We start from the raw sequence: 19666 nt of genomic DNA, 5'->3' as shown, positions 1-19666 counted from the left end.
GCGGCCGTCCAGCTCACTCAACTGGTACGACGACGCCGCGACAGCAGCACCAGGCCCACGCCGAGCACGAGCGCGGCACCGGCGGCCAGGCTCAGGCCGAGCACGTCGGCGACACCGGTGTACGCCAGCACCGGCGACGCCTGCGCGGCCGGCGAGACCGGCACGTTGGTCGTCGGGTTGGTCGGGTTCACGGTGGGGTCGGGCTGATCCGGGCCCGGCTCGACCGAGATGGTCACCGAACCCATCCGCGTCGGCCAGATCGTGGCCTGCTCACCAGCCGTCTTCCACGGCCCGACGAGGCCGATCCCGTAGAGACCAGCGGGCAGCGAGGTGAAGGTGGCGCTGCCGGCGGAGTCGGAGACCGCGGAGGCCACGATCTTCTTGGTGATGTAGTCGGTCAGGTAGACCTTGACGCCGGTGACGGGAACGGTGTTGCCGTCGCTGTTCTTGTCGTAGACCAGGGTGAGCGCCACGGACGGAATCACGTTGCCGGGCACGCTGGCGAAAGCGGCGTCGGCGACGACCTCGTCGAAGCCGGTCTCGCCGAACCGGCAGCTGAGCGCGGTGTAGCCCCAGTCGCGGGCTTCGACCGGCACCTGCTCGGTCACCTCGATGGTGATGGTCGAATGCGCCGGCACGGAGACGCCGGCGTGACCGTCACGGAGATCGCCCCAGCCGTCGCTGAAACCGCTGAGCTGGTTCGCGTCACCGATGCCGTTGCAGCGCTCGGTCACGGCATGCAGGGACCGGTCGCCCTTGTTGGTCAGGGTGACGGTGATATGCGCGGTGTCGCCGCCCGCATAGGTGTTGGAGTTCAGCTTCACCGACGCCGCCAACTCGTCCGTGACCTTGGGCCGGGCCTCGATGAACACGGTCTGCGGCTGGTCGCCGATGGTCCAGTACTGACCCTGCGCGACCAGATCACCGAGACCGTCGTACGTGACGCCGTAGCCGCCGAACGGAATGTGGATGAAGGCGAAGTGGCCGTCGCTGTCGGTGGTCTGCGCGGGCTCCTCGTGGTACGTCGTACCGCCGGAGATCGTGACCCGCACACCGGAGAGGCCCTCCCCGGAGTCGTAGCGCCCGTTGCCGTTCTTGTCGACGTACAGCGTGCCCTTGAGGTCGCCACGGCCCGGGATCACCGAGGCGTACGCGGACGCGTTGATCGAGGCCTGGGCCCGGTCCAGCCAGACCTGCGCGAACAGGTCGACGATCTGGGTCTTCCGGTCGACGATCGTGCCCTTGGCCGTGACCACGAAGGACTCGCCGGGAGCGAGGTCGTGGCCGATGATGACCGGCCCGGAGTTGGGCGGGATGCCGGTGAAGGTGAACTTGGCGTTGTAGCCCGAGCCCCAGTAGCTGACGTTCTTCGCCGGGGCCGTGCCGGTGTTGGTGATCGTGATCGAGCCGGTGACCTCTTCGTCCCAGTCCCACGCGGACTTGTCGAACTTGGCCGTCACGTCGAGCTTCGGCGCGGGAGCTTCGTCCTTCGGCTGGGCCGCGGACTTGCTCGGCGTCGGCTCGGCCGAGCTGGAGGTGCTGGGCGTGGGCTCGCTCGACGACGTGGTCGGCGAGCTGGAGGTCGGCGACTCGCTCGGCGTCGGGGCGTCCGACGTCGGCGTGGCCGGCGACGAGGTCACGGCTGGTGTGGCGGTGGCCGGACTCTCGTCGGCCACCGCCACACCGCCGAGCACGGTGGTCAGTGCAATGGTGAGCGCGCCGGATCCGACCGCGATCCGGCGCAGCAGGGCATACGACAAGGAACCCCTCCCCTGGTTCGGTCAGCCGGGGTAGAAACCGGCTCTACCAGCAGAATCGGTGCTTGCCGCATCCTGCGTTACACAATTGGCGTAACAGTCCTAACTGGTCCGACGCCGCCGGGACAGGAGCACCAGGCCCGCGCCGATCACCAGCGCGGCGCCGGCTGCCAGGCTCAGACCGAACAAGTCGACCACGCCGGTGTAGGCCAACGTCGGCGTCGCCTGCCCGGTTGGCGCGGTCGGGGTCGTCGGCGCGTACGGGTCGGCCTGGACCTGGGTGCCGCTGGGCGGCGTCGCGGCGGCGGCCACACCGCCGAGGGCTGTGGTGAGCGTGGGCCTATCGCCGGGATCGGTCGTGACGGCACCTCGCGTTACATCCGCGTCGCCCCAGACCGCACGTCCGCCCATTTCTCCAGTTCTCGAGCCAACTCCGGGTCCCGCACCCAATCCGCCAGCCTTACCGCCACGTCAACCATTCGCTTGTCCGCGAACCTCAGCGGCTCGGGCGTCACAACCTGGTCGAGACAGGCCCGCGCCACGTCGTCCACCGCCGGCAGCATTTGTGCCAGCTCTTCGAACTCCGCCGGGAATTGGTCGGCAACAGCAGCAATCAGGCCACCAGTCGTTCTAGCTTCTTCCCCTGCCGTAACCAGTCCCCGTTCCCGCCCAGCTCGCATCGCCCACACATACAGCCCAATCCATTCCGACCGCCGCCGCTCACCACTGCCCCAGGCCCGCCCTCGCGCGCACTGCCACACATCACGCAGCTCTTCCCCATCACGCTTCCCCAACCAGCGCTCGCGCTCCGTTTCACCCATCCCCACCAGCGCCTTGACCTGATCCCGATTCGCTGCCTCACCCCAACCCCCGCAGCTGTTCGAGCAGATCTTCAGCACCCGCCCGATGTCGCCCGCGTAGTCGGCATCCGCGTTGACCAGCACGTCGATCTCAGACTCCGGCTGCCAGTACCGCTTCACGTACGGCAGATTGCCGTAGTCCCCCTCAACCAGCCGCACCTTCCGCCGATCCAGCTCCGCCTTCAGCGCATCGAACGTCAGCACCTTCCGATACTTGCGCCCATACCGCGCCATCACGGCTTCCCCCACCGTCCGCCGCCGATCACGCGCCCGCCCGTACGTCAGCCGATGCACCTGCACCGTGAAGTGGCCGCCCCACCACCCACGCCCGCCAGATCGCCGCTGCCAGTAGAACTCCACCAGCCCGAAGTCCTGCCTCAGCGTCGCCTTCCCCACGTCCGCGAAGTGCTCCCCCAGCACCTCCGCCACCCTTTCCGCCGTCACCCCATGATCAACCCCCAGCACCTCCCCGAACTCCACCACATCCCCAAAAAGCTCCATATCGCCCATCCGCCCACCCTAAACAGCCCCGCCACCCATTTACGACAACAACGGAAACCGTCCCGCCCGCTCCCCGAGAACCTCCCGCTCCCTGTCCGTCAACAACCGCCGGCCAGTAGCCACCGCCAAAAACGCCACATCATCCCATCCCAACTCCACCGCCGGCTCTCCCTCAAACAAATCCACAAACACCGGCCGAACAACCCTCAATGCTTCCTCCGTAGTCCACCCTTCCCTGCCCAACGAAATCGCCACGTCCAATCCGTGGGCCGCCACCGCAACCACCCTCGTAGCCACCCAATCCCCCAACCGCATCACACCGAACCCAGGCACCTCCACCACTCGCCCCAGATCATCCCCCTCAAGCACGGCCAACGTCTCCCCCGCAACCCGCTCAAACCACTCAACCGCCGTCACCCCAGCCGGCACACTCCCCGCCAACCGCTGAGTCTTCTCGACATTCTTCCGCCGATATTCTTCACTACCCCGCTCCGGCCGCCGATAGTAATCGGCAGCACTGAACAACCGACCATCACCATCAGAAAGCTTCCGTCGCAAAGAAACACTGTCCGCCATATGCACCACCAACTCCCCCAGATCCCATGGCGGACAATTGGTCGGCACCACAAACGCGCTAGATTCAAGGCCCCTCAACACCCGAACCAACGCCCCACACTCAGCCCGCAATGCCCCCAACGAATCCACACCAATCCCCTACCAGAATGCAAACAAACCCACATACCGGACCCACGCACCCGGGGGCGACGGCGAAGCCGAGCCCGAAGGGGGTCCAGGGGCGAAGCCCCCTTGGCTTGGGGTGTGGGGCGAGAGCCCCACAAAACACCTGGAGCGCCAGGGCGAAGCGGCGCAGCCGCCGAAGCGTGTGCACTGGACTCGATCGCGTTCGCGTGCCGCGATGCACCGCCGCCCTGCGAGGCACCCTCACACTTTTACAACCGTCACCAGGTGACCGCAAAGCATCGCGATGTCCTCAGGGTCGGAGGTGAGGACGGTTGTCGGGCCATGAGCGGCAAGTGCCGTGGCCGCCAGCATTGCGTCAATGGCGTACTTGTGGCCGTGGCGGCCAACGCGCTCCAGGAGAGCACCCGCCTGCCTGGCCACGTCGGCTGTGACCGGCTCAACGGACAGGCGGGAGATCACCCAGTCAAACGAGGCTCGGTTGATCCGAGGGTGGATGACTTCAACCAGGGTCGCGGCGCTGGTGATCACCCGTTCGTCCGCAGCACGCGCTGCGGCCAGCCAGGCTGTCAGTTCACGGTCGCGAAGCACCGCCTTGGCAAGTCCCTCGCTGTCCAACACAAGGGTCATGCGGCACCAGCACCACGGTGTTCGTCGCGCAGCTGCGCGAGCTGCTGACGCTTGGCTTCGATTTCCTCCGCAGTGACCGGCCCATGCTCTGCCTCAGCGGCCGCTATGAGCTCGTCGAGGTTGTCACGTTCGATCTGCCGTTGAACTGCCGCCTCGATGTAGGCGGAGACACCGCGAGGACCGACACGACCACGGACGGCACCGATCGTGCCGCTGTGCATCGACACCGAGACGACGGTCGTAGCGCCTTCACCAGGGATCTGCTCATCCGCCATGGGGCCAGTTTAACAAAGCTTCTAATAATCTGCCGAAGACTCGCCCGACGGGTGACTTGCGGAGCTTCGACCGGACGAGGTCTTCGAGGCGATCCAACGTCAGGCAGTACCGCTGGTCGACACCGTCGACTCAGTCCTGCGCCGAGTCCTTGGGCTGGACGCCGACCAGGAGTCGGACAAACCCAGGTGCGTGCCGCACCTTGACCAACACCAGCGTCGACGGCTGGGAGGAATGGCGCCGAGCATCGGACGACGCGCGCCTGGGCGAACTGCGTGAACGCGCGGGCATCCCCGTCCACCGTCGGAAGCCCCGCAAGAGCGGCGAAGCCGAGCCCGAAGGGGTCCAGGGGCGAAGCCCCTTGGCTTGGGGTGTGGGGCGAGAGCCCCACAAAACACCTGGAGCGGAAGGCGAAGGTGCCGAAGGCACCGAGCACACCACCCCTGAGCGGAAGCGGAGGGATTTGAACCCCCGGACGGTTGCCCGTCTTCCGCTTTCAAGGCGGATGCATTCGGCCGCTCTGCCACGCTTCCCTGGGGTGTCAGGGTAGCCGGTCAGTCTTCCGGCGTCTCGGCCAGCATGGCGCCGACGCGGTCGAAGACCTTGGCGATGGTGGCCTGCTGGGCGTCGGTGGTGAGGTCGATCATGTGCCGGCGGACGCCGTCGACGTGGGTGGGGGCGGCTTCGCGGAGTTTGGCCATGCCGGCTTCGGTGAGCACGGCGTAGACGCCGCGGCCGTCGTCGGTGCAGTTGTCGCGTTCGACGAGGCCGGCGCGTTCCATGCGGGCGATCTGGTGGGAGACGCGGCTCTTGGAGGAGGCGACTTCGCCGGCGAGCACGCTCATCCGCATCCGCTGCTCGGGGCGTTCGGCGAGGCGGACGAGGACTTCGTAGTCGGCGAGGGTGATGTCGTGGGCGTCCACCAGCTCACGGTGGAGCTGGCCTTCCAGCAGGATGCTGGCGACGCGGTAGGCCCGCCAGGCGGCCATCTCGCCGGCGTCGAGCCATCGGGGTTCGCTCACCTGTCAAGGCTAACCGTCACGTGCCGTTCAGTCGCCGACCCTGGCGTTGTCGCGGGTCTCGGGGCACACTCCTGCGCCGAACGCCCGAACGGGGAGTCGGGCGCAATCCGGAAGGATCTACATGATCGTCTTGGCTAGACGGCTCGGCGCACTGGCGGTCACCGCCGCGGCGGCGCTGACGCTGACCGGTGTCCCGGCGCAGGCGACGCAGGCCCCGATCGACCTGCGCCTGATCGCGTTCAACGACTTCCACGGCAATCTGGAGCCGCCGGCCGGCTCGGCCGGCCGGGTGACGCTGTCGGACGGCACGACCGTCATGGCGGGCGGCGCGGCGTACATGGCGACGCACGTGCAGCAGCTGCGGACGAAGAACACCCTGGTGTTCTCGGCCGGCGACAATGTCGGGGCCTCCCCGCTCGCCTCGGCGCTGTTCCACGACGAGCCGACGATCGACTTCATGAACGACATCGGCGTGAACGCGTCGGCGATCGGCAACCACGAGCTGGACAAGGGCTACCAGGAGCTGCTGCGCAAGCAGTTCGGCGGTTGCGCCAAGGACACCGGCTGCCAGTTCGACCAGCCGTTCAAGGGCGCGAAGTTCCCTTACCTGGCCGCGAACATGACGTTCGACAACGGCCTGCCGGCGGCGTTGCCGTTCACTGTGGACTTCAGCGGCGGGGTGCCGGTCGGCGTGATCGGCGTGCCGCTGAAGGATCTGCCCAGTGTCACGTCGGCGGACGCGATCAAGGGCCTGAAGTTCGGCGACGAGGTGCAGGCGATCAACCGGTCGGCCGACCTGCTCGACCGGCTGGGTGTGAAGACGATTGCCGTGCTGCTGCACCAGGGTGACAACACCGAGGGTGGCGGCCCGGACGACTGCCGGACCTCGCCCGGACCGGCGCTGGCGATCGCGAAGGCGGCGTCGCCGAAGGTGGACGTGATCTTCTCCGGCCACAGCCACCAGCAGTACAACTGCTCGGTGCCGGACCCGGCCGGCAACCCGCGGCCGCTGATCCAGGGCGCCTCGTTCGGCCGGCTGCTTTCGGTCGTGGACCTGAAGATCGACCCGCGCACCAAGGACGCGATCCGCTCGAAGACGGTGGCGCACAACGAGATTGTCACGCGGGACGTGACGCCGGATCCGACCGTGCAGGCGCTGGTGTCCAGGGCCGTGACGCAGGCGGCGCCGATCGCCAACAAGGCTGTCGGCACGATCACCTCGGACATCGTTGCGGCACAACAGCCTTCGGGCGAGTCGGCGTTGGGCGACGTGATCGGTGACGCCCAGCTGGCGTCGACGCAGTCGGCCGGCGCGCAGGTGGCGCTGATGAACCCGGGCGGTATCCGGGCCGACCTGAACTTCAAGTCGTCGACCGCGGGCGTGCCGGACGGGACCGTGACGTATGCCAACGCGTTCACCATCCAGCCGTTCTCGAACATCCTGCAGACGGTGACGTTCACCGGCGCGCAGCTCAAGGCCGTGCTGGAGCAGCAGTGGCAGCCGCAGCCGAACGGCACGGTGGCGACGAAGATGCTGCAGATCTCGTCGAGCCTGCACTACACGTGGTCGGCGTCGGCCCCCGTGGGTTCGCGGATCACGTCGATCACCGTGGCCGGCCAGCCGGTGACCCCGGACGGCAGCTACAAGGTGACCGCGAACAACTTCCTCATCGGCGGCGGTGACGGCTTCACGGTGTTGACGCAGGGCACCGGCCTGGTCGGCGGCGCGATCGACCTGGACGCGTTCACGGCGTACCTGACGGCGCACCCGAACCTGGCTCCGCCTGCTGCCGACCGCATCACTCGGACGCCCTGACCCTGTGTGACCAGCACAATCAACCGATTCAGGTACCCGAGGGGGTTGTGATCAAGGTCACGTCGGAGCAAGCTCGGAACACGGACGGCCCAGCGGAAACGGGTTTCGCGGAGCACCGGGAAGGGACCAGGTGGTTGCATGGCGGAAGAGCTTCGCTGTGACGGTCGGTGTGTTGGCTGCACCCCCGCGGCCGGGTTGGTCGGTGCCTGTCCGGTCGCGACTGTGAGCAGCACCAGCTAGGTCTCGGGTGCGCAGACGCCGAGGGCGTTGGTCCTTCATTCGCGCACGTCGACGATGTTGAACCCCACATCGGATGCGTTTCAGGGCGCACCTGGTGAGGTTCCACGCCAACCTCGCGACGACCGCGACCGTCACGTTTTCCGGTAGGGCCTGGGTGCGGTGACCTTCGGGGGCACCGCACCCAGGCATGTCCGGGGTCCGCCTATCGTGGACGTCGTCGATCGGAACGGGAGGAACCGTGCAGTTCAACGACGACGCGGAGCTCGACACCTCGCAGGTCGAGGACTACCGGGGTTCGGGCGGTGGCGGCGGTGGCGGTTTCGGCGGCTTCCCGCTCGGCGGCCTGGCGCTGGGCGGCGGCGGGCTGGGCATCGTCGGCCTGGTGCTGTGGCTGGTCATCAGCCATTTCGCCGGCGGCGGCGGGTCGAACCAGCTGTCCGGGCAGCCCAACAACTCCACGATCAACCAGTGCAAGACCGGCGCGCAGGCCAACGCCAGCCAGGACTGCCGGGACGTGGCCCTGGTGAACTCGATCCAGGCCTACTGGCAGGACCAGTTCGCCCGGTCGAGCAAGACGTACCGCAAGGCCACCACGATCTTCTTCAGCAACCGGCAGCAGACCGGCTGCGGCACCGGCACCACCGGCATGGGCCCGTTCTACTGCCCGGCCGACCAGCACGTGTACATCGACCTGTCGTTCTTCAAGGAGCTCCAGACCAAGTTCGGCGCCACCGGCGGGCCGTTCGTCGAGGGCTACGTGCTGGCCCACGAGTACGGGCACCACGTGCAGAACCTGCTCGGCACGTCCAAGAACATCGGCAAGGGCAGCGGCGCCACCTCCGGCTCCGTGCGGCTCGAGCTCCAGGCCGACTGCTACGCCGGCGTGTGGGCCAACCACGCCACCACCATGCCCGGCGCCAACGGCAAGCCGCTGATCAGCAACGTGTCGCAGCAGGACATCACCAACGCGCTGGACACCGCCTCCCGTATCGGCGACGACTTCATCCAGAAGAACCTGGGCAACGGGCAGGTCAACTCCGGCTCGTTCACCCACGGCACGTCGGCGCAGCGGCAGCACTGGTTCACGACCGGCTACCAGAGCGGCAACCCGGCCTCCTGCGACACCTTCAACACCGACAACCTGGGCTGAACTGCCACATGCGCTTCCTATGTGGCATCTGACGACACATGGGAAGCGCATGTGGCGAATCGAGGGTGCGCGGGGTCAGGCGATCAGCAGGGGTAGGCACTCCTCGAGGCCGGTGACGTCGAGCTTCCAGTGCGGCCGGAACGACGCGAAGCGGTCGGCGGTGAGGAGCATGCGGAGCTGGACGGTGGGCTCGCCGCGGCGGCTGTCGCGGAGGGTGCCGTCGTCGACGTAGCCGAGGGAGCGGCTGACGTGCAGGGAAGCGGCGTTGTCGGCGTAAGCGGAAGTGCGGGCCTGGATGGCGCCGAGGTGGTCGAAGGCGAAAGACAGGACAGCGGCGCGCATCTCGGTGCCGTAGCCGTGGCCCTGGAAGCGACGGCCGAGCCAAGAGCCGGTGGCGACCTCACGGGTGACGGCGAAGTCGCGGGCATGCACGGACTGGGTGCCGATCACGCGGCCGTCGAGATGGATGAGGAAGTTCAGGTTCCAGTCCCTTGGCCGGAAGCCGGCGCGCTGCGACCAGTAGAAGCGCAGGGTGTTGATGCCGAGCTCGGCGTCGGGGACATCGGTCCACGGATAGCCGAAAGGCATGAACGACGGATCGTGGATGCCGCCGCGGGCGACCTCGATGAGCTCGAAAACGCCTGCGTCGTCGTCGGGGCGGAGTTCGAGTCGAGGGGTCCGTAGCACCAGGTTCCGCAGTGGCCAAGGCTCCATGACGTGATGGTGCCCGCGAAGCACCGACCCGGCCAGCGGATTACGGTCAATGCCATGCAGGCGATCACGATCGGGCAGCCGGGCGGGCCGGAAGTGCTGGAATGGACTCAGGCGCCGGATCCGACGCCGAAGCCGGGCGAGGTGCTCATCGACGTCGCGGCTACGGCGGTGAACCGGGCGGATCTGTTGCAGCGCCAAGGGTTCTACCCACCGCCGAAGGGCGCGTCGGAGATTCTGGGGCTGGAGTGCTCGGGCACGATCGCGGCCCTTGGCGACGGCGTCGAAGGCTGGCAGGTTGGCGACGAGGTGTGTGCGCTGCTGGCCGGCGGCGGCTACGCGGAGAAGGTGGCGGTGCCGGCGGTGCAACTGCTGCCCCGCCCGAAGAACGTGAGCCTGATCGACGCGGCGGGCCTGCCGGAAGTGGTGTGCACGGTGTGGTCGACGGTGGTGCAGGCGGCCGGCCTGACCGAGCACGACGTGCTGCTGGTGCACGGCGGCGCGGGCGGCATCGGCACGTGCGCGATCCAGATCGGCAAGGCGCTGAACGTGACCGTGGCGGTCACGGCCGGCTCGGACGAGCGCCTCAACGCCTGCCGGGAGCTGGGCGCCGACATCACGATCAACTACAAGACCCAGGACTTCGTCGAGGAGGTCAAGAAGGCCACCGACGGCCACGGCGCGGACGTGGTCCTGGACAACATGGGCGCCTCCTACCTGGCCCGCAACATCGACGTGCTGGCGATGGACGGCCGCGTGGTCAACATCGGCATGCAGGGCGGTGTGAAGGGCGAGCTGAACATCGGCGCGCTGATGGCCAAGCGGGGCGGCATCTACTCGGCCGGTCTGCGGGCCCGCCCGGTGACGGGCAAGGGCAGCAAGGCGGACATCGTGCAGGACGTCCGCGACAGGCTGTGGCCGCTGGTGGAAGCGGGAAAAATCAAGCCGATCATCGGCCGCACGCTGCCGATGGCCCAGGCGGCGGAGGCGCACCGGGCGCTGGAGGCGTCGGACGTGTTCGGCAAGGTCGTGCTCACGGCGTGAGCAGCGCGTAGCCGATCGTCTCCTCGCTACGGAAGCGGAGCGCGAACTCCCGCCGCCAGCGGTCCATGACGGTCAGCTCGCCGGGGCGCCCGATGTCGTCGAGCAGCACGGCGGCGCCGGGCGCCAGCACGCCGCGGAACACGGGCATGGCGGGGTAGCGGATCAGGTCGTCGCCTGACGGCCCGTCGACCAGCAGCAGGTCGACCAGCCCGTACCGGTCGACGTACTCGGACACCTCGTCGTGCACGATCTCCGGCGCGTACCAGCCGGCCGAGCCGATGGCGGCGGGATGGGGCTGAAGCGGCACGTGCACGACTCGGGCGACGTGCCCGAGGCCCTCACGGCGCAGCTGGCTGGCGACAAAAGCGGCCTGGCGCTCGTCGTGCTCCAACGACAGCAGATGCCCGAAGCCCCGCCGGTGCAGCAGCCGGGCGATCAACACCGAGCCGGCGCCGCAGCCGCATTCGACCAGCACGCTGCGAGCGCCGAGCAGCACCTCGTCCAGCAGCACAGTGAGCGCGGACGGCCGCAGGTCGGCGCGGGTGAACGGCAGGTACTCGGTCAGCAGCGGGGTCAGCCGGATCCAGGCCGACACGTCCGCCGCGGCGCGGCTATCCAATGTCGGCCAGCGCGCGGATCAGCTGGTCGACCTCCATCTGGTTGGTGTAGTGGGCCAACCCGATGCGCACCGCCCCGCCGATCTCACCCACGCCGAGCACGGAGAAGACGTCGCTCTGACCGGGGTCGGCGAAGGCGCACACGCCGCGTTCGGCGAGGTGCTCCACCGCCTCCACGGCCTTCACGTCGGTCACGGTGAAGGCCAGCGACGGCACACGCCGCATGGCGTCGCCGATCACCATGGCGTTGCGGGACCAGCGGAGTTCGTTGATCAGATGGGACAGCAGACCGGCCTGGTAGGACTTCATCGAGCCCAGCGAGGCCAGCAGCCGTTCCCGGCGCGGCCCAACGGCGGCATCGTCCAAAGAGGCCAGATAGTCGACGGAGGCCACCAGCCCGGCCAACAGCGGGTACGGATGCGGTCCCAACTCCAGCCGCTCCGGCCCGCGGGCACCGGCCTCCAGGGCCACGGACGGCAGCCGATCCAACAGCGAAGCGTCACGGAACACCAGGGCGCCGACCGGCGGACCACCCCAGGCGTTGGCCGACACGGCGACGATGTCCGCGCCCATGGCAACGATGTCGAGCGGCATGAAAGGGGCCGCCGACGAGGCGTCCACGACCACGAGCGCGCCGGCGTTGTGCGCGGTCTCGGCAATCTTGGGGAGATCGGGCCGGGTGCCGACCGCGCCGGAGGCGGCGGTGATGGCCACCACCTTGGTACGGGCCGAGACCAGCTCGTCGTACTGCCAGGCCGGCAGCTCGCAGGTCTCGATGTCGATCTCGGCCCAGCGCACCGTCCCACCGGAACGCTGCGCGGCCCGCTGCCACGGCGAGACATTGGCCGGATGGTCCAACCGGGACACCACGACCTGGTCGCCGAGCAGCCAGCCGTCACCGAGCGCATCGGCCAGCCGTTGCAGCAGCACGGCCGAGCTGGTGCCCAGCACGACCCCGGCGGGGTCGGCGCCGACCAGGTCAGCGACGGCTCGCCGGGCCGCGTCCACGATCGCCTCCGCCCGCTGCGAGGCCGGGAAGATGCCTCCCGGTCCGGAGACCGGGGCCCGCAGCGCGGTGGAAACGGCGGTCGCGACCTGCTCGGGCACCTGCATGCCCGCCGGCGAGTCGAGGTGCACCCAGCCGTCGCCGAGAGCGGGGAACAGCCCACGGACCCGAGCGACGTCGAACGCCATGCCACACACCGTAGGCGAGCACGCAGCGAAGCGGCACTCCCGGGTGCCAGGATGGAGGCATGACAGCGCCCAACGACAGCGAGTCCAACGGCACGGGACCGCAGCACATCGTGGTGGTGGGCCCGGACGGAGCCCAGCTCGGCTCCGCGCGGGTGCCGTCTGCCGAGGAGGCCGAGGCCGGCCAGGACGTGAGCAACCTGGTCGAGCAGCCGGCCAAGGTGATGCGGATCGGCACGATGATCAAGCAACTGCTCGAGGAGGTACGGGCCGCACCGCTGGACGACGCCTCCCGCAACCGCTTGCGGGAGATCCACAAGGCGTCCATCACTGAGCTGGAGGACGGCCTGGCGCCGGAGCTGCGGGACGAGTTGGAGCGGCTGTCGCTGCCGTTCACCGACGACTCCACCCCGTCCGACGCCGAGCTGCGTATCGCCCAGGCCCAGCTGGTCGGCTGGCTGGAGGGCCTGTTCCACGGCATCCAGACCGCCCTGTTCGCGCAGCAGATGGCGGCGCGGGTGCAGCTGGAGCAGATGCGCGGCCGGGCGCTGCCGCCAGGCATCAGTGGTGCGGATCCGGACACGCAGCACATCCGGGGCAGCGGCCAATACCTGTAGCAACGACGGACCGGCGTCATCACCCGAGCAGTTACCGCCCAGGCGTAACACCATGGAATGACGCCGGTACCCTCGTTCCTCGTGCATCCCTCAAGCACCATCGACCGCCCCGTGGAGCCGCTGGCGCCCTCCACCCGCAGTTGGTCGCGCGCGTTCGCGGACATCCGCACGGGCCTGGCCAACCGCCAGCTGTGGGCCCACCTGGGCTGGCAGGACATCAAGCAGCGCTACCGCCGCTCGGTGTTGGGTCCGTTGTGGATCACCATCGGCATGGGCGTCACGGCGCTGGGCACCGGTTTGCTGTACGGCTTCCTCTTCCAGGCCAACACCGCGACATTCCTGCCCTATGTCACGGTCGGTTTCATCGTCTGGAACTTCCTTTCCGGCTGCCTGCTGGAGGGTTTGAGCACGTTCATCTCCAACGAGGGCCTGATCAAGCATCTGCCGGCCCCGATGTCGGTGTACGTGTTGCGCACGATCTGGCGGCAGACCCTGTTGCTGCTGCACAACCTGATCGTCTACGTGATCGTGGCGGCGATCTTCTTCACCAGCATCAACCACCCGTACTCCATGGTCGACGGCGGCGAACCCACCGCGCCCGGCCTGAGCTGGACGCTCGTGCTGGTGGTGCCGGGCTTCCTGCTGGTGGCGCTGAACGGCGGCTGGGTGGCCACGCTGCTGGGCATCATCAGCACCCGCTACCGGGACATCCCGCAGGTCATCAACGCCATCATCCAGCTGCTGTTCTACGCGACGCCGATCGTCTGGTCGATCGACACCCTCGGCAAGAACAAGGCCTTCGGCCAGTTCGTGCTGGACTGGAACCCGCTGTACCACCTGATGCAGGTCATGCGGGGCCCGCTGATCGGCCAGGACGTGGCGCCGCTGAGCTGGATCGTGGTGGGCGGCATGACCGTCGTCGGCTGGGCGCTGGCCCTGCTGGCGATGAAGAACTACCGTGCCCGCATCTCCTACTGGGTGTGAGTGAGGCTTCCCGAACATGGTCAGCATTGAAGTCTGGAACGCCTCCGTCGACTTCCCCATCTTCGACGCCAAGACGCGGTCGTTGAAGAAGGCGGTGCTCGGCAAGGCCGGCGGTCGGATCGGCACCGAGAACCGGGTCCCGATCATCGAGGCGCTGCGTGACATCACGCTGTCGCTCAAGCACGGCGACCGGGTCGGCCTGGTCGGCCACAACGGCGCCGGCAAGTCCACCCTGCTGCGCATGCTCGCCGGCATCTACGAGCCGACGCGGGGCTCCGCGCAGATCAAGGGCCGGGTCGCCCCCGTGTTCGACCTCGGCGTCGGCATGGACCCCGAGCTGTCGGGCTACGAGAACATCATCATCCGCGGTCTCTTCCTCGGCATGACCAGGAAGCAGATGGAGCAGCGAATGGACGACATCGCCGACTTCTCCGAACTGGGCAACTACCTGTCGATGCCGATCCGCACCTACTCCACGGGTATGCGGGTCCGGCTGGCGCTGGGCGTGGTCACCTCCATCGACCCGGAGATCCTGATCCTGGACGAGGGCATCGGCGCGGTCGACGCGGCCTTCCTCGACAAGGCCCGCAACCGGCTCAACGACCTGGTCAAGCGGTCCGGCCTGCTGGTCTTCGCCTCGCACTCGGACGAGTTCCTGATGGAGCTGTGCAACTCGGCGATCTGGATGGACCACGGCCAGATGAAGATGCGCGGCGGGCTGCGTGAGGTGCTCACCGCGTACAAGGGCCGCGACCCGTTCGAGCACATGTCGCAGGAGACGTTGGAGCGGCTCGGGCTGACCGAGGCGCCGGTGCTGCCCAACGGTGAGACCGCATGAGCTCCCGGCTGCGCAAGGCCGCGGTCGTCGGGGTTGTCGTCACGCACAACCGGCGTGAGCTGCTGGCCAACTCGCTGAAGGTGATGGCGGCCCAGACCAAGCCGGTGGACCACCTGGTCGTGGTGGACAACGACCCCACGCACCCGGCCAAGGACGTGGTGGAGTCCTGCGGGATCCCCAACACGTACCTGGTCTCGCACCGCAACCTGGGCGGCGCCGGCGGCTTCGCGCTGGGCATGCTGCACGCGCTGGCGCTGGGCGCGGACTGGGTCTGGCTGGCCGACGACGACGGTCGCCCGGCCGACGAGAACGTGCTGCAGATCCTGTTCGAGGAGGCGACCAAGCGCCGGCTGGCCTGCGTGTCGCCGGTGGTCGCGGACATCGACGACCCGGAGACGCTGGCCTTCCCGCTGCGTCGCGGCCTGAGCTGGAAGCGCGGCGCGAACGAGCTGGGCGAGGACTTCCTGCCCGGCATCGCCTCGCTGTTCAACGGGGCGCTGTTCCGGGCCGAGGCCTTGGACATCGTCGGCGTGCCGGACTACCGGCTGTTCTTCCGCGGCGACGAGGTCGAGGTGCACCGCCGCCTGGTCCGCAGCGGCCTGCCGTTCGGCACCAGCCTGCGTACCCAGTACCTGCACCCCAACGGCAGCGGCGAGTTCAAGCCGATGCTGGGCGGCAAGTTCCACGCGCAGGACCCGGAGAACGAGGTCAAGCGCTACTACACGTACCGCAACCGCGGTTACCTGCTGTCTCAGCCGGGTCTGCGCCACCTCGGCCTGCTGGAGGTGGCCCGGTTCGGGCTGTACTTCCTGACCCAGCGCAAGGACCCGAAGCTGTTCGTCCAGTGGCTCAAGCTGGTGCTCCAGGGCCGTCACGAGCGCTTCTACCGCAAGTGACCCGGTAACCCCGAACCGCCCCGACTCCGTCCCGGAGTCGGGGCGGTTTCGCGTTCACGCCCCGTCGACCCTTGAGATCGGGCTCAAGGTTTCCCCAAACCCTCGCGCCTAGCGTTGCCCAGGTCAGCCGGAAGTGACCGTGGATGACCAAGGCGCCGAAGGTGGCGGCGTGCAGAGGGGACATGCCGCCACCGGGCCCGGCGCCGACGAGAGGGGACTTGTCATGGCTCGCCGCACGTTCACGCCCGCCCAGGTCGCCGAGATGCTGGCTCGCTGGCACCGTGGCGACTCCACCACCGACGTGGCCGCCGCCGTCGGGGTGGACCGCAAGACCGTCAAGAAGTACGCCGACTGCGCGCTGGCCGCCGGTATCCGACCCGGCAGCTCGCCGCTGACCTCGGCCGACTGGACCCTGCTGATCGCACGCCGGCACCCGGTCATCACGCAGCCGCGGCTGCGCCGGACCACGTGGCGTGAGCTGGACCAGAACCGCGAGTTCATCGCCGAGCTGCGGGCCGCCGGGCTGCCGCAGGAGCGCATCTGGCGCCGGCTGCGGGCCGAGCGCGGCGTGGTCTCCAGCCTGGCCACGCTCAAGCGCTGGGTGGCCGAGAACCTCCCGACGCCGGAGTTCGCCGACGCTGTGAGGTAACGAAAGCAACGCCCGCCGTCGATAATGCGGTAAGGGCGGGAATTGTGTGAGCGGCGTCTTACCTCCTTCGCCCGTGGTTACCTGGTATCAGGCAGGCGAAGGGGGACGGTTTGCGGCTTCGGCTACTCGGACCGGTGAGCGCGGTGTCCGGGACCACCGCGCTGGACGTGAGCGGGCGCAAGCCACGGGCGTTGCTGGCCGTACTCGCGCTCAACGCGGGACGAGTGGTTCCGACCGACACCGTCATCGACGTGCTCTGGGGTGAGGATCCGCCGGGCAGCGCCCGGGCCGGCGTGCACTCGTACGTCTCGACCCTGCGCCGGACCCTGGGCGAGGACACCATCCAGCGCCGACCCGCCGGCTACGAGCTGACCGTGCCGCCCATGGACGTCGACCTGCACGAATTCGGCGCGCTGGTGGCGCAGGCCCGGCAGGACCTGGCGGCGGCCCGATTCGGGGCTGCTGACCGCGGCCTGGAGGCCGCGCTGGCGTTGTGGCGGGGCGACCCGCTGGGCGGCGTGGGCGGCGAGTGGGCCGAGCGCGAGCGGTACCGGTTGCACCAGCTGCGGCAGGCCGCGGTCGAGGACCGCATCGAGGCCCGGCTGCGACTCGGCCACGGCCCGCGCCTGATCCCGGAGCTGACCCGGCTGGTCGCCGACGACCCGCTGCGTGAGCGGGCCCGCGGGCAGCTGATGATCGCCCTCTACCAGGCCGGGCGGCAGGTCGACGCGCTGGCCGAGTACGAGACCGGCCGCCGGCTGCTGATCGACGAGCTCGGCGTGGAGCCGAGCCCGGAGTTCCAGGCGGTGCACGGCCAGATCCTGCGCGGCGAGGTGCCGGCCCCGGTGGCCGACGAGCCGCAGGCCACGGCCGAGCCGGCGGTGGCGCTGGCCGAGCCCGTACGGGCCGCGCCGCAGCAGCTGCCGTCCGACCTGCCCGACTTCACCGGCCGCGACGAGCAGGTCGACCGCCTGGTGCAGCGGCTGACGGCCGACGCCAGTGCCACTCGGCTGAGCGTGATCGCCGGCCAGCCCGGCGCCGGCAAGAGCTCGCTGGCCATCCACGTCGCGCACCTGATGCGGGACCAGTACCCGGACGGCCAGCTGTACGTGAACCTACGCGGGGTGCACACGTCCTCACTGGACCCGACCGAGGTGCTGGCGCGGTTCCTGCGGGCGCTGGGCGTGCCGGCGCAGGCCGTGCCGGACAACCTGGAGGAACGCGCCGACCTGTACCGCACGATGTTGTCCGACCGGCGGGTGCTGGTGCTGCTGGACGATGCCGCCGACGAGCGGCAGGTCCGCGACCTGCTGCCGGGTGGCGCGGGCTGCGCCGTGCTGGTGACCAGCCGCCGCCGGTTACCGGCGCTGGCCGGCGCGACGCACGTGGACATCGAGGTTTTCGCCGAGACCGAGGCGACCGAGCTGCTGGAGTCGCTGGTCGGCCCGGAGCGGATCGCCCAGGACCCGGCGGCCGCCGCGGACATCGTCCGGCTGTGCGGGCACCTGGCGTTGGCGGTGCGTATCACCGGCGCCCGGCTGGCCGCCCGGCCGCAGTGGCCGTTGCGCCTGCTGGCGACCCGGTTGCGGGAGCGGCACCAGGTGCTGGACGAGCTGTCGGCCGGCGACCTGGAGGTTCGTGGCAGCCTGCTGCTGAGCTACGAGGGCCTGACCGACGCCGACCAGCGCACGCTGCGGCTGCTGGGCTGGCTGGGCACCATGGAGTTCGCGTCCTGGTTCGTGGCCCCGCTGCTCGACCTGACCGTGCCGGCGACCGAGCGGATCCTGGAGCGGCTGGCCGACAGCTACCTGCTGGACACAACCATGGTGGACGCCGCAGGCTCGCCGCGCTACCAGCTGCACGACCTGACCAGGGCGTTCGCCCTGGAGCGGGCCGAGGCCGACGAGTCGCCGGCCGACACCAGGGCGGCGCTGGAGCGGGTCATCCACTGCGCCGTGACGATGATCGACGAGGCCACCGCCCGCATGCCGCGCGGCAATGCCACGCACATCAGCGGCCTGCCCCGCTGGCACGCCCCGGACGCGGCGACGATGGCCCGGCTGGTGGCCGACCCGGTCGGCTGGTTCGACGCCGAGCGCACGGTGTTCGTGGCCCTGGTCGAGCGGGCCAGCGAGCTGGGACTGGTGACCTCGTCGACCAGCCTGGCCGCCGCGCTGTCCTCGTCCGTCTTCACCGCGCGCAACCAGTTCGACCAGTGGTGGCAGACGCATTCGGCGGCGTTGCAGGCGGCCGAGGAGGCCGGCGACGAGGCCAGCAAGGCGTCGCTCTACATCGGACTCGGCCGGCTGCGGCTGGAACAGGACCGGTTCGACGAGGCCGACGACTACTACGCCCGCGCGCTGACCATCTACGAGCAGCTGGGCGACCAGGGCAAGATCGTGCTGACCAAGCTGGAGCTGGCCACCGTGCAGCGGGAGCGCGGCGAGCTCAAGGACGCCGAGCGCATGCTGCGGGAGCTGCTGCCGGCGCTGGCCGGCGCGTACTCGCGACAGATCGAAGGCCGCGCCTGGCACGGCCTGGGCATGGCGCTGGCCGAGCAGGGTGCGTTCGACGACGCGCTGGCCGAGCACAACCGGGCGCTGGCCCGGTACGAGGAGCTGGACGACCGCTTCGGCCAGGCCCTGGTTCGGCGCTCGATCGGCATCACCTACCGGGCCGTCGGCGATCTGGACGCGGCCGAGCGGTACTGCGGCGGCGCGCTGCGGATGTTGGTGGAGCTGGGCGATCCACACATGATCATCTACGCCACGCAGGCGCTGGCCAAGGTGCGGATCCGTCAGGGGCGGGGCGAGTCGGAGCGGCCGGGGCTGCTGGACGGCCTTGAGATGTGCGGCAAGCTCCAGGACGGCTTCGGCCAGGGGCTGCTGTTGCGCACGCTGGGCGAGCTCGACCTGGCCACCGGCCGTTTCGACGACGCCGAGCAGCATCTCCAGCGGTCGTTGAAGTGGTGGACCGCGCTGGGATTGCCGCTGTGGCAGGCCCGAACCATGCGGGACCTGTCCACGTTGCTGGCCACGACCGGCCGCACGGCCGAGGCCGACGCCATGTGGGCCGAGGCCCGGCGGCTGTTCGAACGCCACGGCAGCCACGAGGCCAACGAGCCCCGTCCGACCCGCGCCGCCGTGAACACCTGACGTAGCAACGAAAACG

Annotated in this window: 19 protein-coding genes and 1 tRNA gene; 9 read left to right on the top strand and 11 right to left on the bottom strand. The window is 69.2% G+C overall.

Annotation, left to right across the window (positions count from 1 at the left end; all coding sequences use genetic code 11):
• Window positions 1–17 precede the first annotated feature (17 nt).
• From M3Q35_RS34930 to M3Q35_RS34895, 8 genes are all read right to left on the bottom strand, one after another.
• Window positions 18–1760, bottom strand: a complete 1743-nt coding sequence (locus M3Q35_RS34930; protein WP_273936791.1) for a hypothetical protein — start codon at window positions 1758–1760, stop codon at window positions 18–20.
• A gap of 99 nt (window positions 1761–1859) precedes the next feature.
• A complete protein-coding gene (locus M3Q35_RS34925; RefSeq protein WP_273936790.1) occupies window positions 1860–2069 on the bottom strand; it encodes a hypothetical protein in 210 nt (69 codons plus the stop codon).
• A gap of 62 nt (window positions 2070–2131) precedes the next feature.
• Window positions 2132–3127, bottom strand: coding sequence for a hypothetical protein (locus M3Q35_RS34920; RefSeq protein WP_273936789.1), 996 nt, complete (start codon window positions 3125–3127; stop codon window positions 2132–2134).
• A 30-nt stretch (window positions 3128–3157) separates the two neighbouring features.
• Entirely contained in the window at window positions 3158–3823 is a 666-nt protein-coding gene (locus tag M3Q35_RS34915) for a maleylpyruvate isomerase family mycothiol-dependent enzyme (RefSeq protein ID WP_273936788.1), read from the bottom strand.
• A gap of 237 nt (window positions 3824–4060) precedes the next feature.
• Window positions 4061–4447 (bottom strand): PIN domain-containing protein, encoded by a 387-nt coding sequence (locus tag M3Q35_RS34910; RefSeq protein WP_273936787.1) that lies wholly within the window; start codon window positions 4445–4447, stop codon window positions 4061–4063.
• Complete coding sequence (locus M3Q35_RS34905; protein WP_273936786.1) at window positions 4444–4722, bottom strand: hypothetical protein; 279 nt, start codon at window positions 4720–4722, stop codon at window positions 4444–4446. Before M3Q35_RS34905 ends, M3Q35_RS34910 begins: the two co-directional genes overlap by 4 nt.
• 446 nt (window positions 4723–5168) lie before the next feature.
• Window positions 5169–5253: transfer RNA gene (locus M3Q35_RS34900), tRNA-Ser, on the bottom strand.
• A gap of 21 nt (window positions 5254–5274) precedes the next feature.
• Window positions 5275–5709 carry a MarR family winged helix-turn-helix transcriptional regulator gene (locus M3Q35_RS34895; protein WP_273944580.1) on the bottom strand — a complete coding sequence of 145 codons (435 nt, stop codon included), beginning with the start codon at window positions 5707–5709 and terminating at the stop codon, window positions 5275–5277.
• Window positions 5710–5866: 157 nt separating this feature from the next.
• Between M3Q35_RS34895 and M3Q35_RS34890 the strand changes: the two genes are divergently transcribed.
• A complete protein-coding gene (locus M3Q35_RS34890) occupies window positions 5867–7558 on the top strand; it encodes a bifunctional metallophosphatase/5'-nucleotidase (RefSeq protein ID WP_379794526.1) in 1692 nt (563 codons plus the stop codon).
• Between the two features lie 478 nt (window positions 7559–8036).
• Window positions 8037–8948 carry a KPN_02809 family neutral zinc metallopeptidase gene (ypfJ, locus tag M3Q35_RS34885; RefSeq protein ID WP_273936784.1) on the top strand — a complete coding sequence of 304 codons (912 nt, stop codon included), beginning with the start codon at window positions 8037–8039 and terminating at the stop codon, window positions 8946–8948.
• Between the two features lie 75 nt (window positions 8949–9023).
• Here ypfJ and M3Q35_RS34880 read toward each other — a convergent pair whose 3' ends face one another.
• Window positions 9024–9662, bottom strand: a complete 639-nt coding sequence (locus M3Q35_RS34880) for a GNAT family N-acetyltransferase (protein WP_273936783.1) — start codon at window positions 9660–9662, stop codon at window positions 9024–9026.
• A gap of 54 nt (window positions 9663–9716) precedes the next feature.
• On the opposite strand from M3Q35_RS34880, the gene M3Q35_RS34875 reads away from it, so the two are divergent.
• The gene (locus tag M3Q35_RS34875; RefSeq protein WP_273936782.1) at window positions 9717–10703 is read left to right on the top strand and encodes an NAD(P)H-quinone oxidoreductase; all 987 of its coding nucleotides are present in this window, start codon (window positions 9717–9719) and stop codon (window positions 10701–10703) included.
• On the opposite strand, the gene M3Q35_RS34870 is transcribed toward M3Q35_RS34875, so the two are convergent.
• Together M3Q35_RS34870 and M3Q35_RS34865 are read right to left on the bottom strand one after the other, a co-directional pair.
• A complete protein-coding gene (locus tag M3Q35_RS34870; RefSeq protein ID WP_273936781.1) occupies window positions 10693–11322 on the bottom strand; it encodes a class I SAM-dependent methyltransferase in 630 nt (209 codons plus the stop codon). The two genes, M3Q35_RS34875 and M3Q35_RS34870, sit on opposite strands and share 11 nt — an antisense overlap.
• Window positions 11315–12514, bottom strand: coding sequence for a cysteine desulfurase-like protein (locus tag M3Q35_RS34865; protein WP_273936780.1), 1200 nt, complete (start codon window positions 12512–12514; stop codon window positions 11315–11317). The genes M3Q35_RS34870 and M3Q35_RS34865 overlap by 8 nt, the downstream gene beginning before the upstream one ends.
• A 59-nt stretch (window positions 12515–12573) precedes the next feature.
• On the opposite strand from M3Q35_RS34865, the gene M3Q35_RS34860 reads away from it, so the two are divergent.
• From M3Q35_RS34860 to M3Q35_RS34835, 6 genes are all read left to right on the top strand, one after another.
• Window positions 12574–13128, top strand: a complete 555-nt coding sequence (locus M3Q35_RS34860) for a bacterial proteasome activator family protein (protein ID WP_273936779.1) — start codon at window positions 12574–12576, stop codon at window positions 13126–13128.
• 81 nt (window positions 13129–13209) lie between these two features.
• Window positions 13210–14112, top strand: coding sequence for a galactan export ABC transporter permease subunit Wzm/RfbD (gene wzm, locus M3Q35_RS34855; RefSeq protein ID WP_273936778.1), 903 nt, complete (start codon window positions 13210–13212; stop codon window positions 14110–14112).
• 16 nt (window positions 14113–14128) lie between these two features.
• Window positions 14129–14950, top strand: a complete 822-nt coding sequence (gene wzt / locus M3Q35_RS34850; RefSeq protein WP_273936777.1) for a galactan export ABC transporter ATP-binding subunit Wzt/RfbE — start codon at window positions 14129–14131, stop codon at window positions 14948–14950.
• The gene (glfT1, locus tag M3Q35_RS34845) at window positions 14947–15846 is read left to right on the top strand and encodes a galactofuranosyltransferase GlfT1 (RefSeq protein WP_273936776.1); all 900 of its coding nucleotides are present in this window, start codon (window positions 14947–14949) and stop codon (window positions 15844–15846) included. Before wzt ends, glfT1 begins: the two co-directional genes overlap by 4 nt.
• 169 nt (window positions 15847–16015) lie before the next feature.
• On the top strand, window positions 16016–16495 hold the full coding sequence (locus M3Q35_RS34840) for a hypothetical protein (protein ID WP_273936775.1): 480 nt from the start codon (window positions 16016–16018) through the stop codon (window positions 16493–16495).
• A gap of 143 nt (window positions 16496–16638) precedes the next feature.
• On the top strand, window positions 16639–19650 hold the full coding sequence (locus tag M3Q35_RS34835) for an AfsR/SARP family transcriptional regulator (RefSeq protein WP_273936774.1): 3012 nt from the start codon (window positions 16639–16641) through the stop codon (window positions 19648–19650).
• The last annotated feature ends 16 nt before the right edge of the window (window positions 19651–19666 follow it).

Origin of the sequence: Kutzneria chonburiensis (assembly GCF_028622115.1) — a bacterium.
GTDB classification, from domain to species: domain Bacteria; phylum Actinomycetota; class Actinomycetes; order Mycobacteriales; family Pseudonocardiaceae; genus Kutzneria; species Kutzneria chonburiensis.
Note: the sequence above shows the minus strand (reverse complement) of the source record. Positions and strands in the feature narration are given on the sequence as shown.

Coding starts and splice junctions, on each gene's coding strand:
- M3Q35_RS34920 (WP_273936789.1), bottom strand. CDS start 3,127: ATGGGCGATATGGAGCTTTTTGGGGATGTGGTGGAGTTCGGGGAGGTG.
- M3Q35_RS34910 (WP_273936787.1), bottom strand. CDS start 4,447: ATGACCCTTGTGTTGGACAGCGAGGGACTTGCCAAGGCGGTGCTTCGC.
- M3Q35_RS34905 (WP_273936786.1), bottom strand. CDS start 4,722: ATGGCGGATGAGCAGATCCCTGGTGAAGGCGCTACGACCGTCGTCTCG.
- M3Q35_RS34895 (WP_273944580.1), bottom strand. CDS start 5,709: ATGGCCGCCTGGCGGGCCTACCGCGTCGCCAGCATCCTGCTGGAAGGC.
- M3Q35_RS34880 (WP_273936783.1), bottom strand. CDS start 9,662: ATGGAGCCTTGGCCACTGCGGAACCTGGTGCTACGGACCCCTCGACTC.
- M3Q35_RS34875 (WP_273936782.1), top strand. CDS start 9,717: ATGCAGGCGATCACGATCGGGCAGCCGGGCGGGCCGGAAGTGCTGGAA.
- M3Q35_RS34865 (WP_273936780.1), bottom strand. CDS start 12,514: ATGGCGTTCGACGTCGCTCGGGTCCGTGGGCTGTTCCCCGCTCTCGGC.
- M3Q35_RS34860 (WP_273936779.1), top strand. CDS start 12,574: ATGACAGCGCCCAACGACAGCGAGTCCAACGGCACGGGACCGCAGCAC.
- wzt (WP_273936777.1), top strand. CDS start 14,129: ATGGTCAGCATTGAAGTCTGGAACGCCTCCGTCGACTTCCCCATCTTC.
- glfT1 (WP_273936776.1), top strand. CDS start 14,947: ATGAGCTCCCGGCTGCGCAAGGCCGCGGTCGTCGGGGTTGTCGTCACG.